Annotated in this window: 12 protein-coding genes, 5 pseudogenes and 2 riboswitches; of the genes and pseudogenes, 11 read left to right on the top strand and 6 right to left on the bottom strand. The window is 57.7% G+C overall.

The window, feature by feature from the left end:
• Positions 1–231: 231 nt before the first annotated feature.
• On the bottom strand, positions 232–1,467 hold the full coding sequence (locus tag F758_RS0130995; RefSeq protein ID WP_024511548.1) for a D-amino acid dehydrogenase: 1,236 nt from the start codon (positions 1,465–1,467) through the stop codon (positions 232–234).
• Positions 1,468–1,529: 62 nt separating this feature from the next.
• Positions 1,530–1,619, bottom strand: a riboswitch (glycine riboswitch).
• A 2-nt stretch (positions 1,620–1,621) separates the two neighbouring features.
• A riboswitch (glycine riboswitch) is annotated at positions 1,622–1,719 on the bottom strand.
• A 340-nt stretch (positions 1,720–2,059) separates the two neighbouring features.
• Between F758_RS0130995 and F758_RS52120 the strand changes: the two genes are divergently transcribed.
• The 3 genes and pseudogenes from F758_RS52120 to F758_RS53430 form a co-directional block, all read left to right on the top strand.
• Positions 2,060–2,506: a Rossmann-fold NAD(P)-binding domain-containing protein gene (locus F758_RS52120; protein ID WP_245286631.1), complete on the top strand. Its 447-nt coding sequence runs from the start codon at positions 2,060–2,062 to the stop codon at positions 2,504–2,506.
• Positions 2,507–2,544: 38 nt separating this feature from the next.
• Positions 2,545–2,889 (top strand): annotated as a pseudogene (locus tag F758_RS52115) (NAD-binding protein); the annotation flags it as partial.
• A pseudogene (locus F758_RS53430) lies at positions 2,846–2,947 on the top strand (hypothetical protein); the annotation flags it as partial. The pseudogenes F758_RS52115 and F758_RS53430, both read left to right, overlap by 44 nt.
• A gap of 90 nt (positions 2,948–3,037) precedes the next feature.
• Here F758_RS53430 and F758_RS44785 read toward each other — a convergent pair.
• A pseudogene (locus tag F758_RS44785) lies at positions 3,038–4,495 on the bottom strand (MFS transporter); the annotation flags it as partial.
• 1,414 nt (positions 4,496–5,909) lie between these two features.
• On the opposite strand from F758_RS44785, the gene F758_RS0130960 reads away from it, so the two are divergent.
• Complete coding sequence (locus F758_RS0130960) at positions 5,910–7,349, top strand: aldehyde dehydrogenase family protein (protein ID WP_024511543.1); 1,440 nt, start codon at positions 5,910–5,912, stop codon at positions 7,347–7,349.
• A 192-nt stretch (positions 7,350–7,541) separates the two neighbouring features.
• Positions 7,542–8,852: a methylaspartate ammonia-lyase gene (locus F758_RS0130955; protein ID WP_035723595.1), complete on the top strand. Its 1,311-nt coding sequence runs from the start codon at positions 7,542–7,544 to the stop codon at positions 8,850–8,852.
• Here the strand turns inward: F758_RS0130955 and F758_RS48275 are convergent.
• Positions 8,839–9,862 (bottom strand): annotated as a pseudogene (locus F758_RS48275) (IS5 family transposase); the annotation flags it as partial. The gene F758_RS0130955 and the pseudogene F758_RS48275 overlap by 14 nt on opposite strands.
• Positions 9,863–9,945: 83 nt before the next feature.
• On the opposite strand from F758_RS48275, the gene F758_RS46670 reads away from it, so the two are divergent.
• Positions 9,946–10,818, top strand: a complete 873-nt coding sequence (locus F758_RS46670; protein ID WP_051387078.1) for an IS110 family transposase — start codon at positions 9,946–9,948, stop codon at positions 10,816–10,818.
• Between the two features lie 136 nt (positions 10,819–10,954).
• Here the strand turns inward: F758_RS46670 and F758_RS44765 are convergent.
• The 3 genes and pseudogenes from F758_RS44765 to F758_RS0130930 all read right to left on the bottom strand — a co-directional run.
• Positions 10,955–11,205, bottom strand: a pseudogene (locus F758_RS44765) (transposase); the annotation flags it as partial.
• Positions 11,206–11,808: 603 nt separating this feature from the next.
• Entirely contained in the window at positions 11,809–12,162 is a 354-nt protein-coding gene (locus F758_RS0130935; RefSeq protein ID WP_035723590.1) for an AtuA-related protein, read from the bottom strand.
• Positions 12,156–13,508: an acyclic terpene utilization AtuA family protein gene (locus F758_RS0130930; RefSeq protein ID WP_024511539.1), complete on the bottom strand. Its 1,353-nt coding sequence runs from the start codon at positions 13,506–13,508 to the stop codon at positions 12,156–12,158. The genes F758_RS0130935 and F758_RS0130930 overlap by 7 nt, the downstream gene beginning before the upstream one ends.
• Before the next feature lie 97 nt (positions 13,509–13,605).
• Here F758_RS0130930 and F758_RS0130925 point away from each other — a divergent pair, with 97 nt between their 5' ends.
• The 5 genes from F758_RS0130925 to F758_RS0130905 form a co-directional block, all read left to right on the top strand.
• Complete coding sequence (locus F758_RS0130925) at positions 13,606–14,532, top strand: LysR family transcriptional regulator (RefSeq protein WP_198026596.1); 927 nt, start codon at positions 13,606–13,608, stop codon at positions 14,530–14,532.
• Positions 14,533–14,808: 276 nt separating this feature from the next.
• Positions 14,809–15,861: an ABC transporter substrate-binding protein gene (locus F758_RS0130920; protein WP_024511537.1), complete on the top strand. Its 1,053-nt coding sequence runs from the start codon at positions 14,809–14,811 to the stop codon at positions 15,859–15,861.
• A 133-nt stretch (positions 15,862–15,994) separates the two neighbouring features.
• On the top strand, positions 15,995–17,416 hold the full coding sequence (locus F758_RS0130915; RefSeq protein ID WP_024511536.1) for a dipeptidase: 1,422 nt from the start codon (positions 15,995–15,997) through the stop codon (positions 17,414–17,416).
• 187 nt (positions 17,417–17,603) lie between these two features.
• A complete protein-coding gene (locus F758_RS0130910; RefSeq protein WP_024511535.1) occupies positions 17,604–18,782 on the top strand; it encodes a M24 family metallopeptidase in 1,179 nt (392 codons plus the stop codon).
• 196 nt (positions 18,783–18,978) lie between these two features.
• Positions 18,979–19,439: IS701 family transposase (locus tag F758_RS0130905; RefSeq protein ID WP_024511534.1), on the top strand; the 461-nt coding region annotated here is incomplete at its 3' end.

Genomic DNA, 19,439 nt, shown 5'->3' with positions numbered 1-19,439 from the left:
AGCTCGTCCTCTTCGCCGGTGTTAAACTGTCCTGCCTGCCGAGCAGGTCTTACTATACTGAGCCGGAGTCCCAAAGACTCACAAGCAACTCACTGGAATGTCCAGCCAAGCAAATCTGCTGCGGCCCTCATCGCAAGCCGAGCAGCTTCAAAGCAGCGATATGCTCCCAGCTCGTTACTGGAGCATGGTTCCGCCGACCAGGTCAAGCCGGCTGACAAATCGCGCCGTGGGCTAATGGCGCTGCGCGCCGCCATCGCGCGTCATGATCTCATCAGCCACCATCTCAGCCGTCACAGCCGATAAGGTCCAACCGAGATGACCATGGCCCGTGTTGTAGAAGATGTTCCGCTTCTTGCCTCGGCCAACCCTAGGCATCATGTTGGGTGTCATGGGACGCAAGCCAGCCCACGGCACCACCTGCGCGGTGCAGACACCGGGAAACAATCGCTCAACCCAATGGACCAGCGGTTTGATTCGGTCCGCGCGGATGTCGCGGTTCTCGCCGTTCAACTCAGCCGTCCCAGCGACTCGGAAGCGATCTTGTCCCAGTCGGCTGGTGACGATCTTGGCAGCCTCGTCCAGAAGGCTGACACGTGGCGCAGCTTTCTGGCTTGCTTCGTCCGTCAGATTCACCGTGATGGAGTATCCCTTGACCGGATAGATGTTTACGCGATCTCCAAGCATTGAAGCAATCCGCCGGCTGCCGATCCCAGCACAAATCACTGCTCCTTGCGTCCTTAGTTCATTCCTCGACGACCCTTCTTGCCAGCATGTGAGCACACCTTCCGAATCGGCTCGTATATCGCTGACCTGAGCCCCGAAAACAAAACGCACCCCTTTTCGCTCGCAGGCCGCAGCCAGACCACGCGTAAACTTGTGAATGTCACCAGTTGCGTCAGAGGGGGTGAAGAACCCGCCATAGTGATCGCCTTGCAGCGCGGGTTCTATTGCGTGCATTTCGGCGGGCGTCACGGGGTGCCGGTCAAGTCCGCCCTCTCGCAGCAGCTCGTTCACATGAGAAGCTGCATCAAATTCGGCCTTGTTGGCGCAGATGTGCAAAATCCCCCGCCGCTCCAGGTCAAATGCGATGCGTTCTCGATCGGCAAGGTCAAACAGATGCTGCCGAGCGGCTATCGCGAGTTTTGTCGTCTGGATTGTATTGCGACGGTAATGGCGAATCTGGCCTATGAACTCTGCCAACCAGGTATATTTGTGAAGACTCGGACTCGGGTTGAGAAGTAGCGGTGCGTCCTTGCGCAGCATCCATCTCAAGCCCTTCATGATGGTTGCGGCGTTGTTCCAGACTTCGGCATTGCTTGCCGATAATTGGCCGCCATTAGCAAACGAAGTGTCCATCGCGGGATAACGCTGCCGGTCGAAAACCGTAACCGAATAGCCACGCGCGGCCAAAGCATAGGCAGTCGTAACTCCGGTGATACCGGATCCGATAATGGTGATCGTGCTCATCGTGTGCTCCAGGACAGGGATGAATGAACGGTAAAATGGCTTTCGCCATAACTCCGTCCCCAAATCTGTCCGTGCACCTGAGAGCTTCGCCCGCTGTCCTAGTGGATAGCGGTCCCCTTCGGTGGGCGCCAACTGGCACCTCTCTCCAGATTGTCCTCGGTGTGCGGTCCTGGGCCTGAGAGTTTCCTTGGGGAGTTGCTCCGTCGGCGGCGATGCGCCTGCCGGCCCATCGCGCTCTCCCGCACACCATCAACAGACATCACATCATGTCCAGGCGTACCGCGCCATGTCAAGCGGTCCGGCACTATGACGTCGACGAAAAACTACGATGTGCAAGGAGATGTCATCCGTCAAATAGAATCCTGGTTCACAGGGGAAGTTCACCTGCCAACCCCCAGTAACCCTGGCTGCGACGAATGTACGGCGTGTGCCTATCGTGGCACATTCACACGAGGTTATTCCTCCGCAGGTCCGGTCTGTTGGAATCCTGCGCTTGATCCCAAAAGTAGATGAATTCCCGCACGATCTGCCCTCCTTACCCGGATATTCGAACCGTTCTTCCGACTAAAAGCGAGGTAGTAAGGAGCTGCAGATGAAGGTCGGTGTTCCCAAAGAAATCAAGACGCACGAATACCGCGTGGGCCTGACGCCTGGGGCCGTCCGCGAGTATGTTGCGGCCGGCCACAGCGTGCTGATCGAGACCAGTGCGGGCGCTGGCATTGGCGCTACAGATGACAATTATCGCAAGGCTAGCGCGACGATTCTGGATTCCGCTCGCGAGGTGTTTGCATCGAGCGAGATGATCGTAAAGGTCAAGGAGCCGCAGCCGTCTGAATGGACGCAACTGCGAGAGAACCAGATCCTGTTCACCTATCTTCACCTGGCGCCAGACCCGGAGCAGGCCAACGGCCTCATGAAGTCGGGGTGCACTGCCATCGCCTACGAAACTGTCACTGATGCGCATGGCGGTCCACCGCTGCTTGCGCCGATGAGCGAGGTCGCGGGCAGGCTTGCGATTGAAGCAGCGGGCCGGCCCTGAAACCGTATGCGGGCGGGCGGGGGCTGTTGATCGGCGGCGTGCCGGGCGCCCAGCCGAGCCGTATCGTGGTGATCGGAGGCGGCGTTGCCGGTACCCATGCGGCACGGATGGCGGCCGGCTTGGGTGCCGAGGTCACAATTCTCGACCGCTCGATACCTCGGCTTCGCGAGTTGGACGAGCTATTCGAAGGACGCGCTCGCACCAGATTCTCGACAATAGACGCCGTCGAGGAGGAGGTGTTTGCGGCGGACGCAGTCGTTGGTGCGGTGCTCATTCCTGGCGAGTGCGCCGAAACTTATCAGTCGCGGCATGTTGGGCTCGATGTGCAAGGGGTCGGTAATCCTTTCACAATCGATCAAGGTGGTTGTTTCGAGACATCGCGTCCGACGACGCACGCTAATCCGACTTACGAGGTGGACGGCGTCATCCACTACTGCGTCCAATATGCCGGGAGCTGTCCCACTCACCTCGAGTCAGGCGCTGAACAACGCTATTCGTAGCCGTGCTCGAAAAACCGCATTTGTGTGCAGGTCTCAATGTCCATCGGGGCGGCTGACTTACAAGGCCGCGCGATCGACCACCCGTAGTCGCCGTTGCGCTGCCGAAACAGCTGCACCTCCTGCATGATATTGTGGAACGCCCACGCGTTCTCCGGCGCCACCCGGTATTCGATCTCCACTACCAGAGGCCCGCTTCGCCCAGTCAAGGGAAGTCTGACCTCAGGATCGGCCAACAACTCGGCTTCGTGACTGCGGGCGTGGATAGGGGGCATGGTCAGGAACAGGCCAATAAACGTCGAAGCCAGCATCAGAGCGGCCGACGCCAGGAGCGCCGTTTCGACCCCGGCCGCATCGGTCGGGTGGCCCCAGCCCCAGCTGCCGACGGCAATTCCGTCTGAGCTCACAGCTTGATAGGCTGCGAGCGAGCGTCCGGTGACCCAGCGCGGCGCCGACAGCTGCACGCCAATACTGAACAGTGCCCACACCATGGTCCATACAGCCCTACCAGGACCAATGCTGCTGCCGTCAGTACCGGCTCGCGGCTCAACGCCACTGCGGGGAGCGTTGCGCTCATCGATATCGCGCAGGCGCGGATCGCCGCCTCGCCGCTGAGCCGCTTACGAGCCCGCGTGATATTGAACGCGCCGATCACCGCGCCTAGACCAAATGCGCCTAGCATGATGCCATAAGTCTGGGCGCCTCCATGCAGGAGATCGCGCGTGACCGGTGGCATCAGTGCGATGATCGCGCCACCAATGACGCCGGTAAACATAGCGCTGGTCAGCACGATCTTGATTGATGGCGAATTGCTGATCTAGCGCACGCCGGAAACCATGGCCCGCTTGAACTTTTCCGGCGGTACCCGCGGGGGTTCGGCTACGTGGTTCCACATGAACAGCGAAACCATTAGTGGGAGGTAGAGTACCGCGTTAAGTGCAAACGCAGCCACTGCACCGACGCTCGCCACGACAATGCCGCAGATGGGCTGGGCCGCCGCTGCGCGCAATATTGTAGTTCATGCGGTTGAGGGCGACCGCGGACGGTATCGCCTCAGCTGGCGCCTGCTCACTCACGGACGATTGCCAAGCTGGGTCATCAGTGCCATGCCACTGCCGATGGCGAAGCACAGTGCCAACAACAGATTCGGCGTTGTGAGATCCAGCTAATCAAGCAAGCTCAGCGCGGCTGCGCCGCAAAGCTCAATGGAGAGCGCTACCAGCGCCACGATGCGCCGATCGTGCATATCAGCAATGGCGCCGGCGGGCATCGAGATTAGCTCCATCGGAAGCAGAAATGCGGTCTGCACGAATGTTACCTCGTCCGCGGACGACGTCATCTGTCTCATAGCCCAAGCTGCGCCGACCCCTTGGATCAGGATACCGAGATTAGCAAGCAGGCTCGCAAGCCAGACGCGCCGGAAAGTCGGAAAGCGTAACGCTGCGGTGATCGCATCGGCAACGAACGTCTGGGGTCTGGGCGGATCGGTCATCTCGGCGACTGCCTCCTCTCCGAGCGTCTGATCAGGATCTGGTCGATCCTGGTCAGGAACTCACCACTCGCGCAACCGGACAACTGCCTTTTCGTCCTGTGTGGCCTTGGGAGCCTCATGAGCGCCGCCGTCCTGACGATTCTTGGTTGTGGTAACGCCGGTCGATCCAGCTGCAGCGCGATCAACCGAAGAAGGAGCGACATCCTTCTCGGGCAGAGTTCTCCGTGGTCAGGTATCGAACATGCGGCCTCGGCCGCCTTCTTGATTTCGAGATCTAGCCCGCTTCGTACCGGCTGAATATGCATTTGGGTTACGGTCGCTGGAGCCGGAGATCGTTATTTCCTCGAGCGAGCTCAGATCAAGCTCCTAAGCGCCTACCTGCAAAGCTTTGGCCAGAGTGGATGGATCACGCAATCGAGTGAAATGCGATATTGGTGCTTTCGATCCTCCGACACAAAACTGAAGAGAGCTCCGTCCCAACTCAAACGTCCGCAGCAGCTTAGACTAGCGGAGGGTGGTGCGGGTTTCCTGGGTTGTATTGGAGTTGGCGACGAAAGAGCGCGCAGACGCCTGGATCGGCGGAGTGAGCAAGAACTCGCCAAGCCTAAGGCGAGGCCTCGATCATTATGCGGTTTAGAATGACAGTTGAGTTGGAATTCTTTGATGTCGGACTCATATAAAAAAGCCTCGCAATGTTCCATGCTGGGCGCGGTAACGTAGAGGACAAGCATTTGATGTCACTCGGAACGATCGAGACAACTGCCTTCCATGATGCTTTCGAGCTGGGCTTCTTCAAACTTCCCTGGCACGCTGTAGCAGAAAGCCCCGCCGTTCGCCGATCATTAATCAGATGGATGTTCCTAGTGCGCGATCTCGCGCATGCTGGGTCTGTTCTGCCATAGTGCATTGTCACCTCCAGGCTTGAGGTGAATTGCGGCGCATAATGCCAATGCCATGCAGGAAATCATCCGGACGGCAGGAGATTCGACGTAAATGCATTCGCGAGACTCTGTTATCTTGAGTACACAGGCATTCAACCAATGGCCGACTTTCAAATGGTCTTTCCTCCGTATCCGGTAGCCGGCGCACCTAATCTTCGCCACGCAGAGAGCCGGCCAACTCAGAGAAAGCTCGGTAGGGCTGCGATGCAAGAATATCTAAAGGATGATGGCCGAGATATTCCGGCCATCCATTCCCTTTCTCGAAGGCTATCCATTTCCAAGCGCCGCATGCGAGCTCGAGGTGATTGGGCCCTCCGCATAGAAAGGATAGAAAGTCGCTCACCTCGATCCGGTTGGGCTGACGGCGGCCTCGAGTACGGGGGCGGGCTGTTGCCCTGAATCGTGCCAGCGCAACTCACGCTTGGCCATTTAGCAAACTGGATAACTTGCCAACGGGAGAAAGGCGACCGAGCATGTCCGAGAGCTTAAAGTATAGACTTTTTATAAACGGAGTCTGGCGGTCGGGTGGTGACGGCGCTGATCTGGCCCTTATCAATCCCGCTACCGCGCAGGAATTCGGTCGCGTCGCCGTTGCCTCTGCATCGGATATCGACGATGCTTTAACGTGTGCACAAAACAGTTTGCACCGTTGGTCCAATACGCCGGCTCATAGACGGGGGGCTCTTCTGGTTCGCGCAGCTCAGATTCTAAAGGGAAAGGTGAACGCTGCGGCAGCCGCCCTTTCCAGAGAGCAAGGCAAGACCTTGGCCGAAGCGAAAGGGGAGTACGCGCGCGCAATCGAAACTCTCGAGTGGAATGGTCTTCACGCAGAGGAATTGTCCGCCCCGTTTCCGATAGATCAGAATAGGATGATCGTACCGGAAGCCATTGGTGTAGTTGCTGCGTTCACGCCCTGGAACTACCCGGCCGTGCTCAGCGCGCGGAAACTTGCCCCAGCTATCGCAGCTGGTTGCCCAGTAATCCTGAAAGCGGCTGAGGAGGCTCCAAGCGCCGGCGTCTACATAGCTGAGGCATTTGAGGAAGCCGAGATTCCAGCTGGCGTTGTGAGCCTCGTTTTTGGTAATCCTTCGGTGGTCTCCGAGCACCTGCTCGGTTCGCCGGCTGTTCGAGTCCTGTCCTTCACCGGCTCAACGCCGGTTGGCAAACAGCTTGCGAGGCTTGCAGCAAGCAATCTGCAGCGCTGCGTACTAGAACTGGGTGGCCACTCTCCTGTCGTCGTCTTCGAAGACACGGACGTATCAAAGGCCGTTTCTGCAATATCCGAGTACAAGTTTAGATTTGCGGGGCAGAGCTGCAATGCTCCGAGCCGCATTCTAGTCGCGCGATCCATTTATCCGGAGTTCCTGACAAGGCTTGTTCAGACGGCAGAAAGGATCAGGGTCGGCATGCCCGATGATCCAGAGACGAACATGGGTCCGATGGCAAATGCGAGGCGTATTGAAGCCATGGCACGCCTGACGAAAGATGCAGTCGCTCGCGGAGCAAGGGTTGAAACAGGTGGTAAACGGCTTGACCGACCAGGATTCTATTGGGCGCCTACAGTTTTGAGCAACGTTCATCCTGAATCGCGGGTGCTTCACGAAGAACCGTTTGGACCGATCCTGACTGTCGCCCCCTTCGATACGATTGAACAGGCAATCGAGGGAGCCAATGCGACCGAATATGGGCTGGCATCCTATGTTTTCAGCGATTCGCCTGACACTCAGCAAAGGATGATCCGGAGCCTTTCGACGGGCGCTGTCAGCGTGAACTTTCTCAAAGGTGTATCGGCAGATGCGCCACTCGGTGGTATCAAGCAGAGCGGTTACGGCTACGAAGGCGGCGTGGAGGGGTTGAGGACCTTCCAAAACCTGAAGCTCGTTAATTCAGCGGATGTTTTGTCGACCGAATAGACGGCTCAATCCGGTCTGGACGGCGTACCATCAAGCGCAGCTCTCCCATTTCGGCGTACGCGCAAGTGCAATCTACTGAAAATCGATGTCAGGTCATTTCATTCGAATCGATTGGAGGGAACGGAACAAAAGCCGCTCCTAAACCCTACCGATCGACACAGTAGATGGCGAGGAATCAAGATTGAGCTCGTAATGAGAAACTGTAAAAGGATAAAGGATGTAATTCTGGCGACCGGGAACGGAAGTTTCTTCTATGACGATCAAGCCGCAATACGGGCCGGCGTTGCTCATGACGGTTTTCTCTATGTAGGCAATCCTCTGACGCCTGGTTTCGACAGCATCCGCATGCCGTCGCGCTCCCTCAGTATCGGTCTTGTGTTGTCCGACGATGTCATCGTGTGGGGTGACATGATGAGCGTACAATATTCGGGCGCAGGCGGTCGTGATCCAGTGTTTCACGTCGACGCAATCGAAGCTGTTAGCAGATCTGTTGTAATACCGCGGCTTCTCGCTGCCGACGTGTCCCGGTTCCTGAGTGCTTGTGAAGATGTCCTCGCGTACCATGACAACCGGCGGCTACCGCTCGCGATTGAATATGGCGTGAGCCAGGCTTTGCTTAGCGCTGCAGCACATCGCTCCCGAACTACGCTTGCTGAAGTGATCTGCTCGGAATTCTCTTTACCGCTGCCGGAGAAGCCCGTCCCGATCTACGCGCAGAGTGGGGATTTAAGAGAAGTCAACGTCGACAAGATGATACTCAAGTCTGTCGAGGTGCTTCCACATGGGTTGATCAACTCGCGCGAAAAGTTCGGCGCTTCGGGCGAGACATTTCGTAGCTTCGTGAAGTGGGTCGCCAAGCGCACGAGAGAAATCGGAAAGCCCGGGTATCGCCCTGTCCTGCACTTCGACGTTTACGGTTGGATTGGTCTCGAGATTGGCATGCAGGTAGAAAAGATTGTGGAGTTTATCACGCGGGTTGCAGATGACGTCCCGGGCTACCGGCTTCACATCGAATCTCCAGCAGATTTTGGCTCGACGGAAGCTCAGCTTGACGAATACGCCAAGATCGTCGCACTTCTCGACGAGCGCGGCACAGAAGCCAGGATCGTGGTCGACGAGCACTGTAACACGCTTGAAGACATTCGGCGCTTCGCCGAAGCAAAAGCGGCTCATCTCATCCAAATCAAGATGCCCGACGTTGGTTCGATCGCCGACAGCGCGCGGGCGGTGTTGACATGTAAGAAAAATGGAGTTGGCGCATATGTTGGTGGAAGCTGCACCGAAACAGACTTGTCCGCGAGGGTCGCTGTCAATATAGCGGTGGCTACACAGGCCGACATGATGCTTGCCAAGCCCGGGATGGGTGTCGATGAGGGAATCTCCATTGTAGGCAACGAGCAGAGCAGATTACTGTCTACTCTCGGGTACCGACGCAATAAAGTCGCTATTGAGAATCTTGTAGCAAAGTCGTCCGTGAAGAACTCTGATTTCAACCTGAGGTGAACTGCGGTCGAGCAGTGAGCTGGACGAGGATTTGGATTAGCAAGAGTTGCAGCCACCGGATGAGGCGGCGGAAGTTGTAGCCTGCCGCGGCGAGAACGGCGTCGATGGCGTCGCCCTCACGGTGCCATAGATAGTTGCGGCCCATGCGGTGCTCGGATTTGAGATGGCCGATGGCGGGTTCGACGGCCGAGCGCCGGCGCAGTTCGCGCTTGATCTGTTGTGTTACCCGCCGCTTCTGGCCCGAGATGAACACCCTGAACTTGTATTCGGGCGGCGCATTGTGGCCGCGATAGCCTTTGTCGAGAACGAGGCGCTCGATGATGTTGCCGGTGAGCGCCTCCATGTCCGGAATGACGGTTTTAAGCGTATGGCCGTCATAGGGATTGCCGGGCAGCGCCTTCACATGGGTGACGAACTGACCGCCCTTGGCGTGCGCCAAGGTCGTGGCGAGGGAGACCTTGACCCCGAACTCGTAAGTCCGGTGCGCCTTGCCCTTGCCGATGCACTCCACCTCCGGCGCGTGTAGCGAATAGACCTTCGGTCCACGCTGGTGCTGCTTTTGATCAAGCACCCGTCGCGCCAGCGCCAGCATGCGTCCAAGGACAATCTGCCCGAGCAAGTCGGTACGGGCTTCGATGTTGCGGGCAATGTCGCGGATGGCGCGTCCGAGATAGGTTCGAAGCGTCTGCAAGGCCCGGTTGGCGCTTGAACTGCTTGGCGTGGGCATAGCGCTGATGCTTGATCAGGGCGAACTTGGCCAACCGCACATAGGATTGCCGCAACGCGAGGCCATGCCGCTTTGCGAGCCGGACCAGGATCTCGCGCGCCCGGTTCAGAAGCCGCGCATCTGTCAGGAACATCACGTTCTTGGGCTGTACCGTAGTGTCGACGATGACGCGATTGAGGTCGGACGGTTTGATCGCCTCGGTCTTGGTGGCGACCGAGAGGCTCTCCTGCAGCAATGCTTGCAGCTTCTCCTCGCCCATGCGCTGGCGCCAGCGCGTTGGCGATCCTACACCGCTCGGGCGACCTCACGCGAGTATGGGGGCCGGACGGGGGACACGAAGCAATGCGGGATCTCACGAGAGCGCGGATGGATGCATCGATGCAGCTCGTGCGAGCTCGGCAACAACTGCTGGCATTCCTGCTGCGCCACGGTCGCACTTACGAGACAGGCAAACACTGGACTCAACGGCACCGCTCCTGGCTTGCTGGTCAGACCTTTGATCAGCCCGCGCATCAGATCGTTTTTCAGGATTACCTTGAAGCAGTCTGGACGGCGCATGACCGCCGCGACCAGCCTATCGGGCGTATCAGCACGATGGCCACTCATTGGTCGATGGGGCCGCTTGTGGAGGCACTGCGCGGGTTGCGAGGTCTGGATTTCATCTCCGCCGCAACGTTTGTCGCAGCGATCGGCGATCTCGGCCGTTTTGAGAATGCGCGGCAGCTAATGTCGTATCTCGGCCTGGAATGCGCACTGGTGCCTTCGGAGCAGTCAAACGGCGAACGGATCCGGCGCGGCGGCATCACGAAGACCGGCAACAGCGAGGCAGCGCGAATGCCCATCGAGGCTGCTTGGAGCTATCGCTATCCACCGCGCCAAGGACAAGGCCGAGATCGTCGTACGGCTTCCCAAGATAGTTCGCGACATCGCCTGGAAGGCGCAACTTCGCCTTTGCAAACGATTTCGCACATTAAGCGCAGCCGGGAAGAAGCCAACCGTGGTGGTGGCCGCGATTGCGCGAGAGCTCTGCGGCTTCGTTTGGGCGATCGGCCGGGAGGTGAAGCCGGCGACTTCATAGTCGCGCTCGCGCCGGCCTGTTTGGCCGGGGGCAGGACGAACGGTCAACGCAATCCTCGAGAACCCCATCGGGCCGGCATGTATGCTGACGCCCGCAATAGGTCCGAGGTGGCCTGCAACCTCAAACGCTCATGCGGTTTTGAGCCGCGAATGGAAGATTGATCGACCGTCGCCATCGTCGTCCTGCTCCCCAACCGACAGCAATCACCTCACGATTGTCATCACGCCGCACCTCCGGTACGGTGACATGACTCGCATCTTTTTACTTGAAAAAGGACATAGAGGGGATCTCCACTCAGCGTTCGCACAAGACCTCATCGGAGAGAGGTCGTAGGTGTGCTTGAGGATGGCCAGGCCTGCCATCAGGCGGGTCGGCAACGGCGGCCGGCCCGGCTTGTCCTCGTAGAGTGCGCCGAACCGCTGCTCGAGAAACGGCCAGTCGATCGTTCGCGCCAGCTTCACCAGCGCATGGTTCATGTCGATGATCGCGTCCAGCCGCGAGCGCAGAAGATCAGCCTGTCCGCTGTCACGTTGTTCCTTTGGTCGCATCGTCCCCTCCGATGCGACAAGGAATCACGGCCCTCGATTCGAGGGAATCGCAAAAATGAAATTGCAAGCTCTTGGGCCTCAAGGCCCAAAAGCTGGCAATCTCAAATGTCGCGTCCAAAAAATCGAATCCCGCTCAAGGACTTGGAGATTCTTCACGGACGACTAGCAAGGTCCGCCTGACGTATAACGGGTTACACAACAGCTTGAAGGAAGGCTAGCCATTCAATGGCCCTTCCGACGGCGTGAATGCTTCACCAATCGCGTCACTTCTCTCGCCGATCGACGTCGACCAGAGCCTGATTCGATTGATACCACCAATCGGCGCCGGTTGCACTCAGTCATCGCTGCAGCATCGAGTCGGACGTATCAGGGGGCTCGATGGGGGCGGGCAGGTGACTGTGATCGGGGCCGCATCTCTGCCCCTGAGCTTAGCTGCATTGACTCAGAGACGGTTTGCACGTGCTGCCCGCCTACCATGTCACCCGGACGCTCCGATGCAATGGAAGTGACGTCATCGATCTGACGTTGCTTGCTCACGTAGGCTGAAGACAATGAAGCGGACTGGCTTACAAACGTTGGTTGGCCGATTGCGGGCCGGCGTCCTCAGTCGCCGCTTTGGCTCTTCGAAATCACGATATCGGCGGGCACGTCGATAGGCATGTCCAGCAGATGATAGCTAAGGGTTTTCCCATGAGAATCGAGATTGAGTGCTTGTGTGACGCCTCCGTCCAGGATGTCATCGATCACGAAGTTTAGCGCGCTGAGTTTAGGTAATTCGTAACGCTTCACCCGGCTCGGCGTACGGTGAGCGAACCAAGCAGCGACGGTCTGTTCCGTGACCCTGTCCTTGAGCAACGGATATACTTCAGACGAATAGGCGATCAGTGAGATGTTGAGACGATTGCCTTTATCGCCAGCGCGTGCATGCGCAAGAGCATGCAGTTTCAACTTTAGCATGAGCGTGATTCCCTGATCTCGACCTTTGGACAGATAGCGCTGCGAGGTACGAAGCAGGAGATCGCAGAAATGCGCGGACGTAATGCCACCCTGATGCCGCCACCGGCGGCCGGACCCGCGCAGTACAGGGCCTCGACTTCGGCCAATCCGCGTTCCACCAAATTTCTGTCGGGCCCGGCAAATGCGAGTCGGAGCCGCAAGTCCTGACCTGGAGGATTGCTGACCGAATCCCAGGCGCGACCTGAATCGTCGGCTAAAACGCTCAACACGCCGATTACATCGCAGCGGATGCGGAGCGAACGTGGACTGCGGCGCTTCACGATTTCGCCAGCTAGTCGCGCCCGCGCCAAAGCGTTGGGACCGTAGTATGATATTTCCCCCTCGCCAAGCCAGCCGCCGTCGTAGCAGACTGTAACCTTCAGCGTCTGCGACCGGGGGCGGCCAGTTACACCATCGACGTGCACGCGATCGCCCGGCAATTCGGTGAGTTCGGCATTGGAGATGTCGGCGATAACGTCGGGCGTAAGGTATTCGGCCGGGTCATGGAGCTCGTAGAGCAGCTGTTCGGTGACAGTGCGCCGGTTGACCAGTCCGCCACCGGTAGCTTTTCCGATGAAGAAATTGCCATCGCGGTCGATCTCCGCAATTGGGTAGCCGATACGTTCCGGTCCAGGAACGTCCTTGAAACCAGGATCGGCAAAGTAGCCGCCCGTTACCTGTGCGCCGCATTCAAGCAAATGGCCTGCCATGGTGGCGCGGCCAAGCCGCGGCCAGTCCTGGAACGACCATCCGAAAGCGTGAATGACGGGACCGAGCGTCAGGGATGGGTCTGCGACACGTCCGGTGACCACTACCTGCGCGCCCTCGTTCAGCGCCTCCACGATCGGTTCCGCACCCAGATAGACATTGGCGGAAGCCAGCAATTTGGAATCGGGCAGGTTGTCGCAACACGCGCGCAACACTTCCAGCCCTTCCGGAGACAGCATGTCGTCGCCGGTGATGATGCCAATCCGTGGACGGACGCCGACCTCTATCCCAACTTCAGCAATGACATCGCTCGCCGCGATTGGATTGGCCGCCCCGAAGTTGCCGAGAACGGTAACTCCGCTGTCCACGCATTCCTTCAAAACAGGCGTGAGCAGTTCCTTCAGCTTCGGCTCGTACCCCAGGCGGGGGTTTTGTTTTCGGCGAAGCTGCGCGAGCGCGAGCGTTCGCTCGCCCAGCGTTTCGAAGATGATCGCGGCGCGTTCGCCCGATGCACAAAGATTGCCGACCACCGCAATCGAAGCATCGAGCCGATCACCGGAATAACCCGCCCCAGCACCAACTAGAATGCGTTCTGACATCTCGCCTCTCAGATCCTTGACCTATCTACCAGCGAAGAAATATAGGTGTCAAGAATAGAGGCGAGGCGATATATAGGCATCAGTTATGACTATAACCTTGAGACAGCTGCAGGTTTTCGTTGCTGCCAGCCGCGCTCGGTCCTTCAGCGACGCCGCCAGCAAGCTCGGCATTTCGCAACCGAGTTTGAGCGGCACTATCGGCAAAATTGAAGAGCAGTTGGGCTTTCGCCTATTTGACCGCACCACACGCTCGTTGCTGTTGACGGCGGACGGCCGGGATCTGGCGGCGTTGGCTGAAGATCTTGTCCGCGATTTCGAAGCGGCGTTGAGAGGAATAGCGGCGCGATCCGCAGGCAAGCGAGGGCGTGTTTCGATCGCCGTCTTGCCTTCAATTGCAGCTGCCGTTTTGCCACAAGCATTGAGCGCTTTCGCGCGTGAGTTCGCCGAAATCGATCTCACGGTCCATGATGTATTGCAAGATCGGGCTGTCAACATGCTGCGCGACGGTATCGTTGATTTCGCCGTCACCACGCAGACGGCAACGTATCCTGAATTGGAATTTAATGAACTCGCCACCGATCCGTTTATCTTGGTCTGCAGACGCAATCATCCACTAGCGCAACAAAAGATCATACGTTGGCGCGCCGCCGCGGAGTATCCGTTCATCGCGTTGTCGCCCAACACTTCCGTTCGCCGCTTTGCTGACGCGGCCATGGCCCAAGCCCACGCGGCAGTTCGCCCGCGCTACGAGGTGGAGCTGATTGCGTCCGCCGTGAACCTGGTCGCTGCCGGCCTCGGGATAACAGCTTTGCCTGGATTGACATTAGCAACGTTCCGCGCCGCCAAAGTTGTCGTGCGACCCCTAGAGGAGCCAACCATCCACCGGAGCCTCGGCATACTAAAGTTGAAAGAGCGCAGCTTATCCGCGCCAGCGCGTTTCCTCCACGAACATGTCGCTGTTAGCCTTGCAAGCGCGTCGCGCGTCGTACTCCAAAGTAATCGCAAGCCCAGCAAAGTTGGTTAGCTTTGCTGGGATCAAAAGAGCTTTTGCTGGCCGAATGAACTGGCCCTTGAATCGCAAGGCTTGTTAGATACAGAAACGCTGCTCCAACGCGCGGCGCGCGGCTGAAATCGGCGCGTAATCCAAAAAAACGTTGAAATCCGGCGTCGACCAGAAGCTATCTAATTCGTCATCTTTCTAGGAGCGGACATGCAGAAGAATCCGGTAATCAGGACTAGCCGCTAGCTGAGAAGCGTATGCCTGTCATTGTCACTGAGGGATAAAACAGAGGAGGCGGGAATGAAACGAAGAACATTTTTGAAGCTCGCGAGTGCGACCGCGGTTGGTGCCGTGAGTGCACCCTATGTCCACGCTCAAGCAAACAAGTTCGCCGGCATCACACTGCGCGTGAATGGCTTTGGCGGCACCTACGATGAAACACTGAAAAAATGTGTGGCTGAGCCGCTCAAAGAGAGATATGGCCTCAATGTTCAATTTACTGCTGGCCCAGAACAGGACGACGTCATTAAACTGATTGCAAACAAGAGCAGTCCTCCATTCGATATGTTTCTGGGCGATAGCCCTTACATGGTTCAGCTTATCAAGTCTGGTGTTATTGAGGAGATCAAAGCATCAGATGTTCCGAACATCAAAAGAGTCCTTCCGGGATTCCGCGAATTCGGCGATCACGGTGCGCCATTCACTTTTGCTTCGTCTGTACCCGTCTATAATTCCAAACACATCAAGGAGCCGTTGACCTCCTATTCGGACATTGCTCGACCGGACCTAAAAGCTAGGGCTGTCATGCAGTCTCCGAGTACATTCGGATTGATGCTTCCTCTCGTCGCGATCGCCGAGGAAAACGGTGGTTCTGTCGCGAATATGGAGCCGGCATTCAAGGTGATGGAGGCCGCTAAGCCAAACATTGTCGCGCTCGCTGACACGACCGTTACTGAACTTCAGATGCTCCAGAACGAAGAGGTCTACGCGGGAATATTCTGGGATGGTCGGGCATACGAATTGCGCACCAAGGGCGTTCCCATTGTGACGGCTGTGCCTCCTAAAGGCATTTACTCGCTGACCACCTACATCAACGTCGTGAAGGGAACGAAATATCCGGAGGCCGCACATGCCTGCGTTGACCAGTTTCTTTCTGATCAGGGCATCCTCGGTTTGTCTCAGGTGCTTCGGTTTGGCGTGACGACCGATATCAATTTGCCGGAAGAGCTTCGAAAAGACCTCCTATTCAATTCTCCAGGCCGTAATGCCTTGAAAAGGAAGGTCGATTGGGAAGCGGTGATGGCAAACCGTAGCGCGTGGATAGAGAGAATTAACAAAATCTTCCGAAGCTAGGTGGAGTGTGACTGGATCCGCTTAGCGTCTGCGTTGTCCATGAGAGGCTTGAATTTGGCTGCGCATTACCAGTGATCGGACGATCGCGCGCGGCATGTTGTCCATGCGTGGTCGCGCTAGAAGGAGATGCCTTGTGAACGTTGATTCAATCGTGCAGGACTTGCTCGGTCGCCAAGACGAAATATTGGAGCGACTGTGCGATTTCCTTCGAATACCGAGCGTGAGCACCGATCCTGCATTCACTACGGGCATGCGGGATGCTCAGGCGTTTCTGCTGAGCTGGCTTAGCTCGATGGGCCTCAACGATGTCCAACTATTGGACGGAGGTGGCCATCCCGCTATTTACGGTGCTTGGAATGGTGCGCCGGGCAAGCCTACAGTGCTCATCTACGGTCATTATGACGTAATGCCGCCCGACCCTGTCGAAGCTTGGGTGACACCGCCCTTCGAACCTGCGATCCGACACGGGCGACTGTACGCGCGGGGCGCATCCGACGTAAAAGGCTCAACGGTCATTGCGCTCGAAGTCGTTGCTGCCTTTTTGAAAAGGCAAGGCGGCTGTCCGGTCAACGTCAAGATCTTTCTGGAGGGCGAGGAAGAGTGCAGCAGCCCAAGCTTGCATGCAATCGTCGACCGTTACAGGACACTGCTGCGGGCGGATGCGATGATCTCGGCAGATGGCGGAAGGGCTAGTCCGGTTGTACCGACCATCAACGTTGGCTCGCGTGGCTTAGTGGAGCTCGAGTTCTCGGTCCGAACCGCGGATAAGGATCTTCATTCCGGTCGCTACGGCGGTGCGGTCCGAAACGCTGCGCACGAGATGGCTCGTATCATCGCATCTTTGCACGACGTGCGCGGCGCGATCGCAATTCCGGAGCTGATGGCCGGGGTGCCGCAGCCGTCGTCCGAAATGCGAGCCCAGGCCAATGGCCTCTCGTTCGATGAGGCTCATTTCATAACCGAAGTCGGCGCGCAAGCCCATGGTGAGTTTGGCTTCTCCGTACGGGAGCAGCTGACATTGCGTCCATCATTGGACGTGAACGGAATTTGGGGCGGCTATACTGGCCCCGGAACTAAAACGATTATCCCGAATACAGCGCATGCCAAGCTTTCACTGCGGGTCGCTCCAGGGCAGGATCCACGTCAAGCGAGTGCGGCAATTAAGGCCCATCTGCGCGCCAACTGCGCTCCAGGTGTGGATCTGTCGATCGTTGATCCAGAAACCGGTTGTCCAGCGTTCAGCATGCCGGCGAAACATCCTTTGGTCTTGGCGGCACAGAAGGTTCTCTATGAGACAACTGGGCAGGAGCCGGTGCTCGTCCGGCTCGGCGCCACAGTTCCCATCACCGCCATATTCGGCGAAACGCTTGGAGTGGAGACCCTCATGTTCGGGTTCAATCTCCCAGACGAGGATGTTCACGCGCCCAACGAATTTTTCCATCTCGCGTCCATCGCGCAGGGCCTCTCTGCATGGGCGCGGCTGCTTGGAGAACTAGGTGAGTTCGATCTGGAGAGGTTTCGCTCTGCAGCAAGAGAGGCCGAGGCAGCGTCCTAGGGGCTTCCGGCTTCGGAATGCATTCCGTCGCGACAGAAGAGACAGACAAGCAGCGCCGCCTGGCGCTCTTGTCGGCCCGAGCCGCTCACTCACGATGGCGTAAGAAGTCAAGATGTGACTTTGTTGCACTCACCGAGTGCATAGCGCAACGACCACCAAATGATTGCACCATGAAAGGAGCATCGATATGAAAAAAGAACTGCACTTCGGTCGGGCGGAGTTCGACCAGCGCCTAGCGTCGGTAAAAAAAGAGATGGCCAAGCGAGGTATCGATATTCTCCTTCTCTCGGAGCCCGCCAACCAAAATTATCTCACCGGGTTCGATGCGTACTCATTTTATACGCCGCAAGTGGTGATGGTGGTGCTCGAGCGCGACGAACCGATCTGGATCGGACGGCTCGTAGATCGCGTCTCCGCGGTTATGACGACCTATCTTGCTGACGACAATATCAGAGCTTATCCGGACCGCTATGTGGCCTCGGCCGAGCTGTCTGCGTACGACTTCATGGGCGACATTGTAAAGGAGGTTGGCGGTGAGAGGGCCAAAATCGGCGTGGAGATGGGCAGTTTGTATTACTCTGCGCGTGCGCATGCGGATCTTGTGAAAGCGCTACCCCTTGCCGAAATTGTCGACGCCGATCTGCTGGTCAACTGGATCCGAATGGTAATGAGCCCGGCAGAAGTCTCCATCATGCGACAAGCCGGCCGCATCACAGATGCGATGATGCAGCGGGCCATCGACACAGTCGAGGCCGGCGTGCGCGAATGTGACGTCGCCGCTGCCATTTACTCCCAGCAGATGTCGGGTACACCTGAATTCGGAGGAACCTATTCTTGCTCACCGCACTTTCTTTGCATTGGCGAACGCGCCATCGCGCCACATGCCCCCTGGACGGACGCGCCGCTGGCAGCTTCAACAGTAGTTAACCTCGAACTTTTTGGAGTGCGACATCGCTACCAGGTGAATCTCGCTCGCTCGATCTCGGTCGGAAAGCCTGCTCCCGCCTATCAAAAGCTTTCAGGGATTGTTGTCGAAGCTCTGGATGTGGCGCTCGAGAATGTGAGGCCCGGTCGGACATGTGAGGAGGTCCACGCCGTGTTCAGCCAGACGCTCGCACGGCATGGCTATGAGAAGGAAACGAGGCTCGGTTATCCGATCGGGATCGGCTTTCCTCCGTCGCTTCAGCTTCGGACGGCCAGCTTACGGAAAGGTGACAAGACGGTGCTTCAGCCAGGAATGTGCTTCCACATGATGTCTGGCCTTTGGTACGAAGATACGGGGATCACCATCACGCAGTCCTTTGCTGTCACTGAGAGCGGGCACGAGTCGTTGACATCAATACCGCGCAAGCTGTTTGTTAAATAGCCGAAGCAGCTTCTCGCTGCCCAACCAAGATCAAACGTGATAGCGGGAAGGCTTTTGGCTGCTCTACTACTAGGGTTCGAGCTATCGGAATACGAAGAGCGCTTCCAGCGTGTTCGGAAGGCAATGGAGCGCGCAAAGATCGATGTACTAACATTACAGTAGCTATTTGCGGTGAGTTCTGAATCCATGGGTCACCATGATTCGGGATCTGATGATTGGTGGCGCGTCAGTTGAAGATACGCTGACGCTGTGGGTATCGTCGCTGCGAGATGCCAAGCAACGCATCCGTCCGCTGTTTACGCAGGAGCGGGTGGCGGCCTCGGCGGGGCAGTTTCTCGACGGTCTGTTGGGCAACGAGCCGCGCAAGACGGGTTGGATGCGGGCGGAAGCGTCCGGCGATCCAGGCCCGTGGCGCCAGCAGGCGATCCTGGGCCGNGGGCAGTGGGANGCCGACGCGCTCCGCGACATTGTCCGTGAGTACGCGCTGGAAACACTTGGCGATGAGGACGCGGTTCTGGTCATCGATGAGACCGGCTTTTTGAAACAGGGCAAGGCCTCGTGCGGGGTTGCACGCCAGTACACAGGCTCAGCAGGCAAGATCACCAATTGCCAGATCGGAGTGTTCGCCTCCTATGTGTCGCGGCATGGCCATGCCTT

The sequence above is a fragment of the Bradyrhizobium sp. ARR65 genome, from assembly GCF_000472385.1.
Lineage (GTDB): Bacteria > Pseudomonadota > Alphaproteobacteria > Rhizobiales > Xanthobacteraceae > Bradyrhizobium.
The sequence above is the reverse complement of the archived record's forward strand: the minus strand, read 5'-3'. Positions and strand labels throughout refer to the sequence as shown.